Genomic DNA, 18,673 nt, shown 5'->3' with positions numbered 1-18,673 from the left:
GCTCTTTTGATATGGTTGTGAGGATTATGTATTAATTAATCTTTTAATAGTGCCGGTTTATGATCAAGATTCCAGCGAGTCGCTTGCTCATAAACATAACCAATGTTAAGAAGTTCCATATCTTTAGCATATGGGCCGATCAATTGCATACCCATTGGCAGGCCTTTTTCGTTGAATCCAACTGGTACATTCAGAACCGGACAACCAGATAATGTACCCGGCGTTACCACTTCCATATAACGGTGGTAAGTGTCTAGTTTCTTACCATTAAGTTCCATTGGTGAGTGGTTAGTTGGATCAAATGGGAACATTTGAGCTGTTGGAAGCACAAGAATGTCATAAGATGCAAATAATTTATTAAATGCCTGATAAATTGTCGTACGGCGAACACCTGCCTGGAACACGTCCTGACCCGTTAAGTTTAAGCCTCCTTCAATTTCCCAGATTGCTTCTGGTTTTAATAATTTACGTTTTTCTGCGTCGTTATAAAACACACGTAAACCATTAGACACTGTCCAGTGGCGTTGAGTTAACCATGTTGACCAGATAAATTCCTGAGTCACATCAAGTTTAACTTCTTCAACGATGTGGCCCATATCAGTAAAGACTTTTAATGCTTTTTCACAAAGTGGAATAATCCCTTTCTCAAAGTCTAAACCACCATCCATATCTTTTAACCAACCAATACGGAGTTTTTTCGGTGGAACACCAAATTCCGCCAGTGGATCACCAAGTGATAATGGAACACGAGAATCAAAACCTGATTGAGTTTTCAGTAATTCTGCCGTATCAGCAATATTACGACCCATAGGCCCTTCATAACCAAGTTGTGAGAACCACACTTCCGGACCAGGTCCAAAAGGAACACGGCCTTGAGTTGGTCTAAAACCAATGACGTTATTAAACGCAGCTGGATTACGTAGTGAACCCATCATATCGCTGCCATCAGCGCTTGGGACCATTTGTAATGCAAGCGCTACTGCTGCACCACCACTACTACCACCAGATGTTTTAGATTGGTCATAAGCATTGAATGTTGTACCGTAAACAGGGTTTTTGGTATTAGAACCAAGACCAAATTCAGGAGTATTCGTTTTACCGATCATAATAGCGCCCGCTTTTCTGATGCGACTTACCATTACTGAATCAGCTTCTGGAACAAAGTTTTTAAACAGTGGACTACCATTACTCATGACAATCCCTTTTACTGCTGATAAATCTTTTACAGCATGAGGGAAGCCGTGCATCCATCCAGCATATTTGCCAGCTGCAAGTTCTTGATCTTTCTCTTTTGCTTGTTTTACTAAATCATCACGATCTTGTAATGCAACAATGGCATTTACTTTCGGGTTAAGCACATCAATTTTATCTAAATAAGCATTCATGACTTCAACACATGATACTTGCTTACCTTTAATTGCTTTAGATAGCTCTAATGCACTCATCGTTGTTATAGGATTATTGATTTTACTCATATAACTTCTTCCTCTCATGGTTAGAAAAAATCAGTTAAAAAACAGCTAATACTGCTATTAATCACTATAAAAGTAATAAATTACTTTGAAAATTAATCCACGAGTTACTTCATTACTTTAAAGTAAACGATTTACTTTTTTGTTACTCCAAATACACTATTATTGACATACAATTGATACACACTTTTAATTAAAATTATTATTAATCAATATTTTATTTAAAAATCAACAGGTTAATTATCACATCTACTATCATTATTTAATATGACTGAATTATTACCCAAATAGAAACGGTTAATATCGATGGCTAATGGATTTAATTCATAACAGAAAATAGTATGTATAGTGACAATATATGTAGTAATAAAATGTAAGATATGAGGTATTTTCATGATTTGTAACAAAATCAGCTCGCAAAAATGGGATACTAAAAGACAGGATAAAGCTGAACGCATTAACAGTGTTCAAAGCATTGTAAAACAAAAAATCATTCCAACTAGCGATATAGTGCCGGCGCTTGAGCGTCTAATTAAATCAGGCGATCGTGTCGTTTTAGAGGGGAATAATCAGAAACAAGCAGATTTTCTTGCACGCAGCTTATCTAAGGTATCAGCAAATAGTGTCAATAATCTACATATGATTATGCCAACAGTGAGCCTACCTGATCACTTAGATATCTTTGAAAAAGGCATTGCCAAACGTCTGGATTTTTCCTTTTCTGGCCCGCAAAGTTTACGTATCTCTCAACTTATCGAAGATGGTGCGATCGAAATTGGTGATATTCATACTTATATTGAATTGTACTCTCGTCTATATATGGATTTAATTCCAAATGTTGCCTTAATTGCTGCCTATAGTGCGGATAAAGAAGGAAACTTATATACCGGACCAAGTACAGAGGACACTCCAGCAATTATTGAAGCTGCCGCATTTAAAAACGGAATTGTCATTGCTCAGGTAAATGAGATCGTTGAAGATACTCGTGACCTAAAACGTGTTGATATTCCGGGTTCCTGGGTTGATTTTGTTGTTCAATCTGATAAACCTTTCTATATTGAACCACTATTTACACGTGACCCGCGTCAGATAAAACCAATCCATGTACTAATGGGAATGATGGCAATTAAAGGTATCTATGCCCGCCATGAGGTACAAACCATCAATCATGGTATTGGCTTTAATACCGCAGCCATTGAATTACTCTTACCTACTTATGGTAATGAGTTAGGTCTGAGAGGCAAAATCTGTAAACACTGGGCATTAAACCCACATCCAACACTTATTCCCGCAATTGAAAGTGGCTGGGTTGAAAGTGTGCATAGTTTTGGTAGTGAACTGGGTATGGAAAACTATATTGCAGCTCGCCCTGATATCTTCTTTACCGGTTCTGATGGCAGTATGCGTTCAAACCGAGCATTTTGCCAAATGGCGGGACAATATGCAGTAGATATGTTTATTGGCGCCACCCTGCAAATGGATCACGAAGGTAACTCATCAACAGTAACTCGTGGTCGTCTGTCTGGTTTTGGTGGGGCGCCTAATATGGGTAGTAATCCAAATGGTCGTCGTCATACCTCTAAAGCCTGGCTGGATATGATTAATAACCAACAAGGCGAAACGATCTCTCGTGGACGTAAACTTGTGGTTCAGATGGTTGAGACTTTCCAGTCAAGAAATAATCCAACCTTTGTTAATCAGCTTGATGCAGTCAAAGTTGCCAAAGATAGTAATATGCCATTACCTCCGGTGATGATTTATGGTGATGATGTCACTCACCTTCTAACCGAAGAAGGTATCGCTTATCTGTATATGGCTAAATCACTGGAAGAGAGAAAAGCCATGATCGCAGCAATGGCTGGTGTGACAGATATCGGCATGACTGCAGATCCAAAAACAGTAAAGCGCCTCAGAGCAGAAGGCAAGATTGTCTATCCTGAAGATCTTGGCATTGACCGTAACCGTGCTAATCGCTCACTACTGGCTGCAAAAAGTATGGCAGAACTGGTTGAATGGTCAGGTGGTCTTTATAACGTTCCAGCTAAATTCCGTAGCTGGTAAAGGAGAGAGAAATGGAAATATTTACATTGAACTTCCCGGCCAAAGCAGCCTTACCAACTAAAACAATTACAGGTGTTGTTGGTTCCGGGGACATGGAAGTACTTTATTTTCCTGAAAACTCAGGAAACTTAGCCGTAAGTATTGAGACATCAGTTGATGGGCTACAAAAAGTCTGGACAAACGTTTTTGCACGTTTATCTGAGCAAAGAGAGCTACCAGCAGGAAAACTGGTCATTCATGACTTTGGTGCAACACCTGGTGTTATTAAACTACGTGTCGAACAATGTTTTTATAATGCAGCGGAGCAAACTAAAACCGCAGAGACAATCGATGAACAACAAAGTTTCATCGAACTCAATGCCCGTTCTCGTGCTAAAGCATTGCTTGATCAAGGTAGCTACCGAGAGTTACTTGATCCTTACGATAATGTCACTTCCCAGTGGCTGGAAAAACAAAATATTGTTATCAGTGCTGATGACGGAATGGTGATTGCTAAAGGAACTATTCAGGGTAAAAACGTCGTTATTGCTGCGGTTGAAGGTGTATTCCAGGGCGGTAGTATGGGCGAGGTTTCAGGCGCGAAAATGGCAGCAGCCTTAGAACTTGCAGCAGAAGATAACCGCAACGGTAAACCAACAAGTGTAGTACTACTTCTGGAAACAGGAGGCGTGCGCTTGCAAGAAGCCAACCTTGGTCTTGCAGCTATTGCCGACATTCATGCAGCAATTGTTGACATGAAACGCTACGCGCCAGTTATTGGCATCACAACAGGCACAGTTGGTTGTTTTGGTGGTATGTCAATTGCCGCTGCACTTTGTACTTCTCTCATTGTGACTAAAGAAGCACGTTTAGGATTAAACGGCCCACAAGTTATTGAACAAGAAGCAGGCATTGAAGAGTATGACTCACGCAATCGTCCATTTATCTGGAGCTTTACTGGTGGTGAAGCCCGCTATCGCAATGGTCTGGTTGATGCGTTAGTTGATGATTCAATACAACAGGTTCGTGATGCACTAACTAAGCAATTAAACAGTGGTCATAATGACTCGGCTCGTTTACAACAAATTGACTATTATCTTAATAAATTAAACGCGGTTGATACCACAAAACAAATTACTCCTGAAGGTGTCACTGCTGTATTTGGGCTGGAGGATCGATAATGAATAGTTATTTAAGCCGTGGTGATTTTTGGTTTCAAAAATTAACCCAGACAGGACAACCTCTTAAAGGGCTATGTCCATCAGTGAAAGCCACTGATATCGCCGATCCACAATTTGGTATCGTACGCTATATCACTGTTGTTCCGGACAAAAATAATCACTTCCCGCGCGCAGCACATGGTGAAGTTGGTTTACTTGAAGGCTGGACGCTAGCCAAAGTGATTACTGATGCAATCGTGCAGGATCAAAACCGCTCAACTAAACGCCCAATTGTTGCCATTATTGACGTCACCAGTCAGGCTTACGGACGACGTGAAGAAGCCTTCGGCATCCATCAGGCTCTTGCCGCAGCTGCTGACTCTTATGCTAAAGCTCGTTTAGCTGGCCACCCAATCATTGGTCTTATTGTTGGCAAGGCAATGTCAGGTGCTTTTTTAGCACATGGCTATCAGGCTAACCGCTTAATCGCGCTTAACTCACCAGAAGTGATGATTCATGCGATGGGTAAAGCTGCCGCTGCCAGAATCACACTACGTAGTGTCGATGAATTGGAAAAGCTGGCTGAAAAAATCCCTCCAATGGCATATGACATTAAAGGCTATGAAACGCTGGGTTTATTATGGCGTCTTCTCAACCTTGAAAACGACCAAAAACCCACTGAGAACGATCTCTCTACGGTTAAAAGTATCATTGAACAGGCCATCATTGATACCAAAAACCATGGAATTTACTTAGAAGGTCGACTCGGTGCTGAAAACAGAAAAAGCTCTTCTAAAGTGAGGGAACTCATGCGCCAACAGTGGTAGAACAGATAAACTAAAAATTCCATTAAACACAAAGGCTTAGCTAATTTTCATTAAATTGGCCAGGCTTCACTCAACCAAATTGTAAGGATAGGGGAAGTTATGAAGCATTTATTTAATTCTCTGCAGTGGATGTTATTCATGCTTATGGGAAGTATCGTTATTCCTGTCGCCGTTGCTGGTTCTTTTAATCTTGACCCGGCTGATATCGTTTCTTTTGTAGCAAGAACACTCTTTGTTCTTGGCGTTGCCGGTATTTTACAAGCCTGCTTCGGCCATAAACTACCTATTCAGGAAGGACCTGCTGGCGTTTGGTGGGGTATCTTCGTTTTATATGCCGGCATTGGCTCTATGATGTTTGGCTCAAACACAGAAACACTACGTGTCCTTGAATTCTGCTTTATTCTAAGCGGTATTATCTTCATTATTCTTTCACTACTTCGCGTTGTTGAAAAAATTGCTCGTCTGTTCACGCCAACTGTAATGGGCGCTTATCTGGTTCTGTTAGTTATCCAGCTCTCTGGCTCATTTATGCGTGGTATGATGGGAATTTCTGAATCTCACCCGACGATTGATCCATTAATTGTTGTATTATCAATAGTCACTATCGCTATCACTTATATCGTTCGTCGTCACCGTATTATTGGTAACTATGCAACTTTATGTTCAATTATCGGTGGCTGGATTTTGTTTATCATCTTTGATAAAGCTAATCCAGTGATGCATACAGAGAAATTCATTGAACTACCACAAATCTTCCCATTTGGTGCTCCGCGCCTTGAACTTGGTATGATTGTGAATGTATTCTTACTGACTCTGTTACTGTTAACTAATCTGGTAGCCAGTGTTAAAGTAGTACAAATCGTATTTGATTCATTAAATAAAAAATACGAAAATCGTTTAAATCAAACCAGTTTTATGTCAGGTATTATCCATATTTTAGCAGGTGTATTTGGTGGTATTGGTCCGGTGCCGATTTCAGGTTCAGCGGCATTTATTGCTCATACTAAAACCACTGAACGTATGCCATTTATTGTCGGTAACCTATTAATTATTTTAATCAGTTTATCGCCACTCATTACTTCTTATTTTGCCGCTTTACCCATTGCTGTAGGATTTGCATCGCTCGTTCCAACCTTTGGTATTGGTATGTTTATGATCGGTATCAGCCAGATTGAAAGTGCTGTCAATAAAGCTGCCAGAAACTTAACTGTGGGTCTTACCTGGTTTGTTGGCATCGGAATTATGTTCCTGCCAGCAACAGCCTTTAAAGGTATGCCACCGGCACTAGTTTCGCTACTAAGTAATGGTTTGATCGTTGGTACCTTTATCGCCGTACTAATGGATAGAATCAATCCTAGTATGACAGCAGCAGCGCCAAAACCAGCAGCACCGGCAGCTGAGTCCGACAAAAAATAGTCTCCATTAATAGAATTAAGCCAGTCCAAACAGACTGGCTTACTCTTAACCTTTCAGTACCCTTTTATTTTTTAGTTAAAATAACACTCCATAAAGCAGAAAATTCTTTGATATAAAAAATAAAGTTGGTATAAAAGGCTAATTAGTGATGTGGAATAATACTGACAATGAATGACAGACCCGGTGTACATGATTTACTTTGGTTAAAACCATCAACAGAGCTATCCGCAGCAGAACTCCCTGTCTGGGTAACTTCTGTCTGGAATCAGCATGAGCCTGTTATTGTGCGTCGGGACTATAAGCCAGATCACATTCCGGTTGGGATACGTGGACACGAAAGGAGTCAGCGTCATCCATTTTGGATAACTGCCAGTGATATTATCAGACGTCTTTCTCCTCAGGACATTACCGCTTTAGTAAAAACTGGTCAGGCTCAACAAAAACTGGCTAAGTTCCCGGCTTATCGGGCTCTAGATACACTACTACAGCAACGCTGGGATTTTGAGATTGGCGTCACCGGTAGCCTGGCTATTTCCGTTGTATCAGAAACCATTTATGTCAAAGAGTCGAGCGATCTGGATTTGACCATTCGTTGTAATACACCTGTTGAAAAATCGTATTTTAATCACTTCTATGCATTTATTAACACTCTACCTGTTCAGGTTGATGTACAGATTGAAACACCATCTGGTGGATTCTCTTTAAGTGAATGGATGAAATCTCCAACTGTGATGCTAAAGACTAATTGTGGCCCAAAACTGACCACCAATCCCTGGGGAGAAGAAAGCTAATGAAAGTTCTGTTTACATTTCCGGGACAAGGTAACCAATATGAAGGGATGCTAAATGATCTGCCAAAGCATCGTTTAGCTCAACAATATTTACAACAAGCCAGTGAAGCACTGGGGCAGGATATACTAACACTGGATAGTAAAGAAGCGCTTGCTTCCACCCGTGCTGTACAGCTGTGTTTACTGGTCACCGGCGTCATTAACGCTGCTGTTTTGATGGATAATGATATTATCCCTGATATGGTGTCAGGCATGTCAATTGGGGCTTTCCCGGCTGCAGTAATCAGTAAATCACTCTCTTTTAGCGATGCAGTCAAAGCAGTAAGCCTGCGTGGTACTCTGATGCAACAGGCTTATCCTACTGGTTATGGTATGGCAGCTATTATCGGTCTTAATCGCTGGCAGGTTGCTGAGCTGGTTGAACAGGTTCATTCACAGCAAGCTCCGGTCTATCTGGCTAATGTTAATTCTGAGCAACAAATTATTATCTCTGGCAGTATTCAGGCCATGGAGAAAGTAATGCAGCTGGCTCAAAACAGTGGGGCAAGTTGCGCAAAGAGAATCAGAATAAGTGTACCTTCTCATTGTGAACTCCTGCTGGAACCAGCTAAAAAGTTAGCGCAGGCCCTAAGTCATTATGCTATCCAAAAACCGGCTATTATGTATTTAAGCAGTAGCTCTGCCAGACCTTGTAATACAGTAGACAAAGTGATCGATGATTTAGCATTTAATATGTCCAGAAGTGTTTTATGGCATGAAACAACTATTGCGGCTTATGAACGTGGCGTACGTCTTGCGATTGAAGTACCGCCTAATTCGGTGTTAACCAGATTATCAAAATCAGTGATGGCTGATGGCTATGCTGTTGCTCAAAGTGAAACTGAGCTTGCAACCTTACAAGTGCTTTATCAACGACAAAAAAACGATGCTTAAGCAGACTATAAATATTGTCTAAAGACATCTAAGTAAAAAAACAATAAGTTAAAATTATAACCATTTGATTTTATTGAATATTTTATCAGCATATATCAAAGATAAAGTAATTAACTGGCAAAAACTCTAATGTCAGAAAAAAAGCAGTCACTATCACCAAAAACACAGTAAATAAACACGTCAGTAAGCCAATTAAACATGCCACGATGATATTAATCTGGCAAACAATTTTCTTCATTATGAAAAAAATGGCGCAGCTCATGACCATGGCAACCAGCATAAATAGAATCGTAAAGTCTTGTTGTCGGCTTTGATACTCTATTTGCATATCGGTTGAGCATCCTAAAGCAGAAATACCATATTGTTCCCGATACCAACCAGATAAGTCAGGCACACAAGAATAAAACAGAATTAATGAAATAAAGAAGAAGCAGTAGGGGATAAGAGATCGTTGCATAGGTGAATACATCATACGCTGGATATAATTTAGGGGAGTTTCCTCCCCTAAATATTTATCATCTTATGCTGAAAATGGATCGCGTAAAATCATTGTTTCGCTACGATCCGGACCCGTTGAAATAATATCAATTGGTGTCTCAGTCAGCTCTTCAATACGTTTGATGTATTGTTTGGCAGTCTCTGGTAGCTCTGCATAGGTTTTTACGCCAAATGTTGACTGGCTCCAGCCTGGTAATGTTTCATAAACAGGTTTAACCACCGCCCACTCTTCTGCTGAAGACGGAGCAACATCTGTAATATCACCATTTGGTAATTGATAGCCAGTACAGATTTTAACTTCTTTTAAACCATCCAGTACGTCAAGTTTAGTTAAGCAAAAACCTGAAACAGAGTTAAGCTGCACCGCTTTTCTGACGGCAACAGCATCTAACCAGCCAGTACGACGACGACGACCCGTTGTTGCACCAAACTCATTACCTTGTTTACATAGAAACTCACCAGTTTCATCAAACAGTTCTGTCGGGAATGGTCCACCACCAACACGAGTTGAGTAAGCTTTCACAATACCAAGCACATAACCTAAATAACGCGGACCAAAACCAGAACCGGTCGCAACACCACCAGCTGTAGTATTTGATGAAGTGACATACGGATAAGTACCGTGATCGATATCAAGCAATGTTCCCTGTGCACCTTCAAACATGATGTAATCACCTTGTTTACGCGCTTTTTCAAGTAAGCCCGGCACATCAGCAATCATAGAAATTAAGATATCAGCGATACTTAAGATATTATCCAGAACTGTTTGGTAATCAACTGCCTCAACTTTGTAATAATTAACCAGTTGGAAGTTATGAAACTCCATCACTTCTTTTAATTTTTCAGCAAATGCTGCTTTATCTAACAAATCACCAACACGCAGACCACGACGAGCAACTTTATCTTCATACGCAGGTCCGATACCACGACCGGTTGTCCCGATCGCTTTACCGCCACGTGCTTTTTCACGCGCATTATCAAGAGCTGAGTGATAAGGTAAAATTAATGGGCAAGCTTCAGAGATGAGTAAACGTTTACGTACAGGTACGCCTTTGTCTTCTAACCCCTTCATCTCTTTCATTAAGGCTTCTGGAGAAAGTACCACACCATTACCAATGATACTGATGACATTATCACGTAAAATACCTGATGGGATAAGATGTAAAACTGTTTTTTCACCATTGATGACCAGTGTATGCCCGGCATTGTGACCACCCTGATAGCGAACAACATATTGTGCTCTTTCAGTTAGCAGGTCAACAATTTTACCTTTACCTTCATCACCCCATTGAGTACCTAATACGACAACATTATTGCTCATAATTAATTTCACTCATCAAATTTAAATTATTCTTATTTCGTTCCGGAAAGCTTCATATAACGGAAGAATTCACTATCCGGGCTAATTACCATAATATCATCACTGCTAAAGCTTTGTTCATAAGCCTTTAAGCTACGGATGAAGCTGAAAAACTCTTTATCTTTACCAAACGCATCAGCATAAAGTTTTGCTGCAGATGCATCGCCTTCACCGCGTGTAATACGGCTTCTACGCTCAGCTTCAGACAGAATTTGGGTCGCTGTTAAATTCGCTTTAGCGCGAGTCTCTTCTGCTTCACGAATACCCTGATAACGTTGTTCACGAGCAACAACTTCACGCTCAGCACTCATACGCGCATAGATTGATTCAGAGACTTCTGGTGGGAAGTTGATTTGCTTAATTCGCACGTCAATCACTTCAACCCCAAAGGCACGCATACTGGTTTTACTTTCATCAAGAGCCGCTGCGTCATCTAAAGGAATATCATCATTAATAACAGCACCTTTAACTTTACCGTTTAACGCATCTTTAACATCAACCATTAGTGAGTTACGTGATTTGGTATCATCATTAGAGTCATTGATAATATCAGTGATTTCTAATTTACCAATTTCTGCTCTTAAACGACCATTAAGACGAGCAAGTAGCAGATTTTCAACACTGTAACCACCAGCAATCGCTTCATAGTAACGGCTAAAATCAGTAATTTTCCACTGGACGTAGTAGTCTACAATTAAGCCTTTCTTCTCTAAAGTAATAAATTGAGAATTCTGGTTATTTGAACTATCTGTCGTTTGGATTTTAGCATCGATAATTCGCACATTATCCATACCCGGGATTTTAAAATGTAAGCCCGGCTCAGATAGCGCATTAATTTTATTAAATCGAAGTACAACACCACGGCTACCTTCTTCCACCACATAAACAGAAGAGAAGAACACACCAACCAGAATAACAAGAACAGGGATGATTAATTTACGCATGTTTAGTCTCTCCTTTCCTATCGTCCGGTACGCGTGGTATTACCAGTATTGGTACTACGAGTCGTTGTAGTATTCGTTGCTGGTTTATTGGTAGAACTACTTGAGCTATCGGTCAGACGAGTAGACCCTGAATTTATCTGAGGTAATGAAGTCGAGTTATTATTGCTACTCACATCGCCTGCTTTATTTTTTAGCATTTGCTCTAATGGCAATAACATAATGTTGCCGCTCTTATCATTCACAATGACTTTATTCGTACTTGATAGCACTCTTTCCATTGTTTCTATATATAAACGTTCACGCAAAATTTCTGGCGCTGCACGATATTCAGGTAATAATTTCTCAAAACGAGCCACATCACCTTGTGCTTCCAGCTCAATTTTTACTTTATAAGCATCAGCTTCAGCCAGAATTCGGGCTGCACGCCCTTCAGCTTGTTGCACAACCTGTACCCGGTCAGCATTCGCTTTATTGATCTCACGCTCTCTGTCTTCACGTGCTTTAATCGCATCGTTAAACGCTTCTTGTACTTCTTCCGGTGGACGGGCAGACTGGAAGTTTAGCACTTCAATACCAATACCCATATCGTAATTAGCGATGATATTCGTTAATTCACTCTTCGTTCTGGTCTCAAGTTCAGAACGACCACTAGTCAGGATCTGATCCATATTTGAGCTACCAATTACTGTACGCAGCGCACTATCTGCCGCCTGACGTAAGCTATTATCAACATCAGTAACATTAAACAGATATTTAATTGGATTAGTGACTTTATACTGAACGTCCATCTCGACAAAAACCAGATTTTCACCCGCTGTTACGATGAAACCAGAGACGATGAAGTTTCGTGTCCCTTTAATATCAACCGGATATACTTTATCAATGAGTGGTGGATTCCAGTTTAAACCTGGTTCAATGATTTGTGGTTGCACCTGACCAAAACGTGTCACAACACCACGTTCACTTTGATTTATTGTATAAAAACCACTCACACCCCAAACTACGACAATAACCACTGCAACGGCTGCTGCAACTAAAGATAAACTTACTGGTTTTTTACCACCAGAGTTATTACCTGATGATCCTTTTTTCAACATACCATTCAATTTATCAAAAAAGCTCTCATTTGAGGTCGTTTGCTTTTTTCGGTTATTACTACCCCATGGATCATTATCTTGTCCGTTGTTGCCGGGCTGATTCCACGCCATACATTACTCCATATAATAAATTAGTGAGTTTGAGTGTCTTTAACTAAGTATACCAGATCATGTTCTTGTTTACAGAGCCGATTCCATTCAACCATTGGAATACGAATTTGTAAATTAAAACTACCGTCTTCATCGATTATTTCGGACTCTACCGCATTTAATTGATAAAAACGGCTACGTAATCTTGCTAAATGAGCAGGTAAGATTAATTGACAGACCTTTATTTGTCTAGCAAGTAATTCCTTTAATGCGACAAATAATAATTCAATTCCTTGCTTATTTTGAGCAGAGAGCCAAACCCGAATCGGTTTCCCTTCATCGTCCCGGTCAATACGAGGCTCAAAATTTTCCAGTAAATCAATCTTATTCATCACCATAAGTGACGGAATATCAAATGCTTCAATTTCAGCCAATACCTCATGCACTGCATGAATATTATCATTGAGGTTTGGGTCAGCTGCATCAATCACATGTAACAATAGTTCTGCTTCACGCGTTTCTTGTAACGTTGCTTTAAATGCCGCAATAAGATCATGGGGGAGGTGACGGATAAAACCAACTGTGTCAGCTAAAACAACTTCACCAACATCATCAACCTGAATACGACGCAAAGTAGGATCAAGCGTAGCAAACAGCTGATCAGCGGCATAAACATTAGCATCGGTAATGGCATTAAACAGGGTGGATTTACCAGCATTGGTATAACCGACCAGAGAGATTGTTGGAATATCAGCTTTAGCACGAGATTGTCGTCCCTGATCGCGCTGTTTTTCTACTTTCTCAAGCCGCCCCAAAATCAATTGAATACGGTTACGCAGTAAACGACGGTCAGTTTCCAACTGGGTTTCACCCGGTCCACGCAGTCCGATACCACCTTTTTGACGTTCAAGGTGAGTCCAGCCACGAACTAAACGAGTAGAAAGATGACGCAGTTGTGCCAACTCTACCTGTAATTTACCTTCATGAGTTCTGGCACGCTGGGCAAAGATATCCAAAATAAGTCCAGTACGATCGACAACGCGACATTCGCACAACTTTTCCAGATTACGTTCCTGAGCCGGGCTTAAAGAATGGTTGAATAGAATAACAGATGCTGAATGTTCTTTAACAGCATCCGCGATTTCCTGAGCCTTACCAAGGCCCACGAAATATTTTGCATGTGGTGCTTTTCTGGAGGTTGTAAGAACGCTGAGAATATCAATTTGAGCTGAAGAAACTAAAACCTCAAACTCTCTTAAATCCTCTTCATCACTTTCCTGAGGGAAGAAAACATGCACTAATAAGGCTTTTTCTCCGCCTTCATAGCGTTCAAACAATCAGATAACTCCAACATTACGCAACGTTGAACAATTACTCCGTCTCACTACCGCTATTATTTTGATCCCCTACTTGAGGAGATAAACCAGCAACAGGACGTGAAGGAACAACAGTAGAAATTGCGTGTTTATACACCATTTGACTAACGGTATTTTTTAACAAAATAACGAACTGATCAAATGATTCGATTTGCCCTTGCAATTTAATGCCATTCACCAAGTAAATTGACACAGGAATGTGCTCTCGGCGTAATATATTTAAATAAGGATCTTGTAAAGATTGCCCTTTTGACATGATAAATGTTCTTCCTTAATTGATAGCTACGACTAGATAATTAAAAATTATCGACTCCTGTCACCAAGGTAACATAAATTTTGCCTATCGGGAACTATCAATAGGAAAAATATTGCACGATTTGCTAAACTTTATGCAAAAAATTGAATAGTTATACACATTGTGAACAAATTTAAATCCATTAACAGTCCAATTTTGGACGCCGCGGAAACAATAAAAAGTTCCTACTCCTCAAAATGAATACTTTTTTGATTTTTATCAGGTTTTATTTTAAAGACAGCTCAAGTGTCGAAAATGCACCGGAAAAGTCTAAGCTATCCAGCCAAGTAACATCGTTCCAGCCCCGTAACCAGGTCATCTGACGTTTAGCCAGCTGACGCGTTGCACAAATGCCTTTAAACACCATTTCATCATATGTGCTTTGCCCATCCAGATATTCCCACATTTGACGATATCCGACACAGCGGATAGAAGGTAAATCAGGATGTAAATCACCACGTGCTTTTAACGTTTTCACTTCCTGCTCAAAACCTTGCTCAAGCATGATATGAAAACGCTGCTCAATACGCTGATGTAATGTCGATCTCTCCTGTGGAGCAATCGCAAATTGTGATACCCGATATGGGAACTCAGGCCCGGCAATTTTAGTATGTTCTGTGAGTGATTTGCCAGAGATCAAATAGACTTCCAGTGCCCGGCTCAGGCGCTGCGGATCGTTTGGATGAATTCTTTCTGCTGATACCGGGTCAACCTGCTTTAAGCGTGCATGAATCGCCTGCCAGCCTTCTGCTTCTGCCTGTTGTTCAATCTGCTGACGAATAACCGGATCAGCAGAAGGGAGTGGAGACAGGCCATCAAGCAATGCTTTAAAATAAAGCATCGTTCCACCAACTAACAAAGGAACACGACCTTTGGCCAGACTTTCCTTAATCACCTTTAAAGCATCAGTACAAAAATTACCGGCCGAATAGCTTTGCGTTGGATCGCAAATATCGACCAGCGCATGAGGATAGGCAAGGAGTTCTTCTTTCGTTGGCTTTGCAGTACCAATATCCATGCCTCTGTATATCAAAGCGGAATCGACACTAATAATATCTATCGGGTATTTATCATATAACGCCATCGCCAGCGCTGTTTTACCCGATGCCGTTGGTCCCATTAACGTAATAATTTGTGGTTTTGACTCGTTCATCACTTAGCCTGCAAACTGCTTAATCACGCCAGACAGATCGATCACTCTAAGCAGAGCCTGACACTGCTTATCATCAATTGGGAGTTGTTCCAGTTCCGATAATAAATTCACCACTTGCGCCATCGTCCAGTCAGACTTATTGATTTGTGAAAACTGAAAGAATCTATCTGCAAACCAATGTGCCAGCAATTCAAAAGTAAGATCGACTTGTTGTGCCTTTAATGTGGCCAGATAACTCAGCATATCCGGCAATAACTGCTGCCAGTTCATATTGCGGAGTAATAAAGGCACAGCGTTCAGATGTACTTTCATCTTATCCACACTAAGTTGTAGATTAAATTGAGTCAGTACCGCCTGATTTTGGGTAAGTAACGTAATCTCATTTTTATTCAACAGCAGCATGAGAGGAATCAGCAGAACCTCAGCCGGTTGTTTAACCTGTGCCAGCAGCTTACCGCTATATAACTGTTTTTGTGCCAGTGGCAATGACAATAACTGTAACTCACCAGCGGATGCCAGTAGCGCATAATCTGTCTGATACAGTGCCAAAACCTGACCAAATTTTAACTGTTCTGTCGTTGATTTAGCAGGTGTCACCTCAACGGTTGGCAGAACCAGTGGTGAACGCCTTTCCGGGAACAGGGCTTCATGTACATTATTTACTGCTGCTGGTTCTTTTACTCTTTCTACATAGGGTTTTGACTGACCAGTATCACGATGAGTATCTACCAGTGTCTGATAAATTAAACTTTCTCTGGCTTCATTTTTCTTAGTTGAAGCAGGGGGCTGACTATAAGGTTTTGATTGTTTTGCTAAATCAAAAATATTTCCGCCGGCAGCCTGACGATTAGGCGCTACCTCATTCACTGTACGCGGCTGCGCAGAGATAAAATCCTGCTGAGTCTGAGACTTCGCATCCAGCGCCATCACAATTGCTTGGTGAACAAAATCATGTACTAGTCGCGCTTCATGAAAGCGCACTTCATGTTTTGCCGGATGGACATTGACGTCAACCTGATGAGGATCGACATCTAGATAGATAACATAGGCAAAATTTTCACTTTGAGGCTGATTTTGATAAGCCTGCTTAATCGCATGATTTAACAGACGATCTTTAACAATCCGCCCGTTAACATAAAAATACTGCAACTCAGCATTATTCGTTTCGGCAATCCAGCCACGAATATTTAAATCATCATGTTCCCATTCCAGCTTGATCGCATTTTGAATAAAAGCTAGTCCACCAACTGCGGCAATTCTGCGTTCAACTTGTTCGGTACTTGTTGCTGCGCGATATTGTCTAATGGGCTTATCATTATGAAACAGGTTAATACTAATATCTGGACGAGCCAAGGCAATACGGCGAATCACCTCATCTACGTGACCAAACTCTGTCTTCTCTGTACGTAAAAAACGACGACGTGCTGGTGTATTATAAAACAGATCTAACACTTCAACGGTGGTACCAACTGGATGAGCTGCCGGCTTAACAACCGCCTGCATATCCCGGCCTTCCGCATAGACTTGCCATGCTTCATTTTGATCTTTAGTCCGGGAGGTCAACGTTAAACGAGACACGGAACTGATACTGGCCAGCGCTTCACCGCGAAAACCTAAACTCACAATGGCAGAAAGATCGTCTAAAGAACTGATTTTACTGGTCGCGTGACGAGCAAGAGCAAGAGCCAATTCATCTTTAGCAATTCCGCAGCCATTATCCCGAATCCGGATCAGCTTACTACCACCTTGTTCAACATGAATATCAATACGATCAGCACCGGCATCAATACAGTTTTCAACTAATTCTTTGATGACTGAAGCCGGACGTTCAACCACCTCACCAGCAGCGATTTGATTAGCAAGTTGAGGAGGCAGAACCTGAATCGGCATTATTGTTGTCCTTCTATAATCGGATTTTGTTTAACGTAATTACGCAAACCCTGATAGATCGCATTGGCAATTTTATTTTGGTGATCGTTGCTTTTTAGCAGCTTTTCTTCACTGCTGTTAGAGATAAATCCAACTTCCACAAGCACTGAAGGAATATCCGGAGAGCGCAACACGCCTAAACTGGCGTGTTCGGGAATGCTTTTATGTAACCGCGCAACTTTCCCCATCTCTTTTAAAATACCTTTGGCCAGCTCATAACCAACACGTTGTGAGTGACCAAATTGTAAATCTAAAATCGCCTGGCTTAAGAACGGATTAGTATCATCACCAGCCAGTGCATCACCAGCTCCGCCAAGCAGCTCGGATTGCTTCTCATGTTGCTCCAACCAGCGTCCCAGCTCAGTATCGGCCCGACGAGTTGACAAAACCCAGACAGAAGCCCCAGCTGCACTACGATTTGGTGCAGCATCCGCATGAATAGAAACTAGCAAATTAGCTCGTTGTTGTCTGGCTATTTCAGAACGCGCCGAAACAGAAATAAAGCGATCTGTTGAACGTGTCAAAACACCTTTAAAAAGTGGATCTTTGTTTAGTAAAACAGCCAGCTTTTTAGCAATAGAAAGCGTCACCGTTTTTTCATATAACTTAGTTGGCCCAACAGCACCCGAATCCTTACCGCCATGTCCGGCATCAATAGCGACCACAACCTTCGCAGAGGCCATGGTACAAACCAGTACCAGCATCGATATTGTGGTGATTATTTTTGTTATTAATTTCATCATATTAACTACCCTAAATCAGAGAATCCTTCTCTATTCCGTCAAAAGAATCTGACGACCTGCATCCGTACTTGCCGTGATTGTTGCTACTCTGTGTAAATCCTGATAATCCAGTTGTATTGAAATATCTGCTGGTGGTATAGCATCTCCAGCCTTTTCCGGCCATTCGATCAGACAAATACAACGAGAATCAAAATAATCCCGAATGCCCATAAATTCGAGCTCTTCAGGATCTGCTAAGCGGTATAAATCAAAATGATATACCATTAACTGGTCAAGCTGATAAGGCTCAACCAATGTATAAGTTGGACTTTTTACATGTCCAGTGTGACCTAATTGTTGTAAAAAACCGCGGCTAAACGTTGTTTTACCAGCACCAAGGTCACCAAGCAAATGAATGACAATTGCCTGCTCATGGCTGACTAAATGGGTCTGACACTGACTAGCGATTTGCCGTCCAAGTGCGACTGTATCATTCTCTGTGGGTAAAATTATCGTCTTCACAATCTGCTATTTTTACTCTTTTTGCTATGTATTCTAAATACTATGATGG

At 40.9% G+C, this 18,673-nt stretch carries 16 protein-coding genes and 2 pseudogenes; 7 read left to right on the top strand and 11 right to left on the bottom strand.

Going from position 1 to position 18,673, the window contains the following annotated elements; all coding sequences use genetic code 11:
- Positions 1-35 precede the first annotated feature (35 nt).
- Complete coding sequence (locus IPMB12_RS01785) at positions 36-1,475, bottom strand: amidase (protein WP_166914370.1); 1,440 nt, start codon at positions 1,473-1,475, stop codon at positions 36-38.
- A 390-nt stretch (positions 1,476-1,865) separates the two neighbouring features.
- On the opposite strand from IPMB12_RS01785, the gene mdcA reads away from it, so the two are divergent.
- The 7 genes and pseudogenes from mdcA to mdcH all read left to right on the top strand — a co-directional run bounded on the left by mdcA (position 1,866) and on the right by mdcH (position 8,638).
- A complete protein-coding gene (gene mdcA / locus IPMB12_RS01780; protein ID WP_166914368.1) occupies positions 1,866-3,533 on the top strand; it encodes a malonate decarboxylase subunit alpha in 1,668 nt (555 codons plus the stop codon).
- An 11-nt stretch (positions 3,534-3,544) separates the two neighbouring features.
- A pseudogene (locus IPMB12_RS12215) lies at positions 3,545-3,769 on the top strand (malonate decarboxylase acyl carrier protein); the annotation flags it as partial.
- Between the two features lie 90 nt (positions 3,770-3,859).
- Complete coding sequence (locus IPMB12_RS01775; protein WP_407704065.1) at positions 3,860-4,693, top strand: biotin-independent malonate decarboxylase subunit beta; 834 nt, start codon at positions 3,860-3,862, stop codon at positions 4,691-4,693.
- Entirely contained in the window at positions 4,693-5,499 is an 807-nt protein-coding gene (gene mdcE, locus IPMB12_RS01770; protein WP_166914364.1) for a biotin-independent malonate decarboxylase subunit gamma, read from the top strand. The genes IPMB12_RS01775 and mdcE overlap by 1 nt, the downstream gene beginning before the upstream one ends.
- A gap of 99 nt (positions 5,500-5,598) precedes the next feature.
- The gene (locus IPMB12_RS01765) at positions 5,599-6,915 is read left to right on the top strand and encodes a purine/pyrimidine permease (RefSeq protein WP_166914362.1); all 1,317 of its coding nucleotides are present in this window, start codon (positions 5,599-5,601) and stop codon (positions 6,913-6,915) included.
- 167 nt (positions 6,916-7,082) lie between these two features.
- A complete protein-coding gene (locus IPMB12_RS01760; RefSeq protein WP_166914360.1) occupies positions 7,083-7,706 on the top strand; it encodes a malonate decarboxylase holo-ACP synthase in 624 nt (207 codons plus the stop codon).
- A complete protein-coding gene (gene mdcH / locus IPMB12_RS01755; protein WP_166914358.1) occupies positions 7,706-8,638 on the top strand; it encodes a malonate decarboxylase subunit epsilon in 933 nt (310 codons plus the stop codon). The genes IPMB12_RS01760 and mdcH overlap by 1 nt, the downstream gene beginning before the upstream one ends.
- 85 nt (positions 8,639-8,723) lie before the next feature.
- Here mdcH and IPMB12_RS01750 read toward each other — a convergent pair whose 3' ends face one another.
- From IPMB12_RS01750 to tsaE, 10 genes and pseudogenes are all read right to left on the bottom strand, one after another.
- Positions 8,724-9,095: a hypothetical protein gene (locus tag IPMB12_RS01750; protein WP_166914356.1), complete on the bottom strand. Its 372-nt coding sequence runs from the start codon at positions 9,093-9,095 to the stop codon at positions 8,724-8,726.
- 63 nt (positions 9,096-9,158) lie between these two features.
- Positions 9,159-10,457, bottom strand: coding sequence for an adenylosuccinate synthase (locus IPMB12_RS01745; RefSeq protein ID WP_166914354.1), 1,299 nt, complete (start codon positions 10,455-10,457; stop codon positions 9,159-9,161).
- Positions 10,458-10,489: 32 nt separating this feature from the next.
- Positions 10,490-11,440: a protease modulator HflC gene (gene hflC, locus IPMB12_RS01740; RefSeq protein WP_166914352.1), complete on the bottom strand. Its 951-nt coding sequence runs from the start codon at positions 11,438-11,440 to the stop codon at positions 10,490-10,492.
- A gap of 17 nt (positions 11,441-11,457) precedes the next feature.
- On the bottom strand, positions 11,458-12,648 hold the full coding sequence (gene hflK / locus IPMB12_RS01735) for an FtsH protease activity modulator HflK (protein WP_166914350.1): 1,191 nt from the start codon (positions 12,646-12,648) through the stop codon (positions 11,458-11,460).
- A gap of 20 nt (positions 12,649-12,668) precedes the next feature.
- Positions 12,669-13,964, bottom strand: a complete 1,296-nt coding sequence (gene hflX, locus IPMB12_RS01730; protein ID WP_166914348.1) for a ribosome rescue GTPase HflX — start codon at positions 13,962-13,964, stop codon at positions 12,669-12,671.
- 34 nt (positions 13,965-13,998) lie between these two features.
- Complete coding sequence (hfq, locus tag IPMB12_RS01725) at positions 13,999-14,259, bottom strand: RNA chaperone Hfq (RefSeq protein ID WP_166914345.1); 261 nt, start codon at positions 14,257-14,259, stop codon at positions 13,999-14,001.
- Positions 14,260-14,524: 265 nt separating this feature from the next.
- Positions 14,525-15,451, bottom strand: coding sequence for a tRNA (adenosine(37)-N6)-dimethylallyltransferase MiaA (gene miaA / locus IPMB12_RS01720; protein ID WP_166914343.1), 927 nt, complete (start codon positions 15,449-15,451; stop codon positions 14,525-14,527).
- 3 nt (positions 15,452-15,454) lie between these two features.
- Positions 15,455-17,341, bottom strand: a complete 1,887-nt coding sequence (mutL, locus tag IPMB12_RS01715) for a DNA mismatch repair endonuclease MutL (RefSeq protein WP_166914341.1) — start codon at positions 17,339-17,341, stop codon at positions 15,455-15,457.
- Positions 17,341-18,066, bottom strand: a pseudogene (locus IPMB12_RS01710) (N-acetylmuramoyl-L-alanine amidase); the annotation flags it as partial. The gene mutL and the pseudogene IPMB12_RS01710, both read right to left, overlap by 1 nt.
- 87 nt (positions 18,067-18,153) lie before the next feature.
- The gene (tsaE, locus tag IPMB12_RS01705; RefSeq protein ID WP_166917656.1) at positions 18,154-18,627 is read right to left on the bottom strand and encodes a tRNA (adenosine(37)-N6)-threonylcarbamoyltransferase complex ATPase subunit type 1 TsaE; all 474 of its coding nucleotides are present in this window, start codon (positions 18,625-18,627) and stop codon (positions 18,154-18,156) included.
- Positions 18,628-18,673 lie beyond the last annotated feature (46 nt).

It is taken from the genome of Zophobihabitans entericus (assembly GCF_011745665.1).
GTDB classification, from domain to species: Bacteria; Pseudomonadota; Gammaproteobacteria; order Enterobacterales; family Orbaceae; genus Zophobihabitans; species Zophobihabitans entericus.
This window is presented reverse-complemented; position numbering and strand designations above follow the sequence as displayed.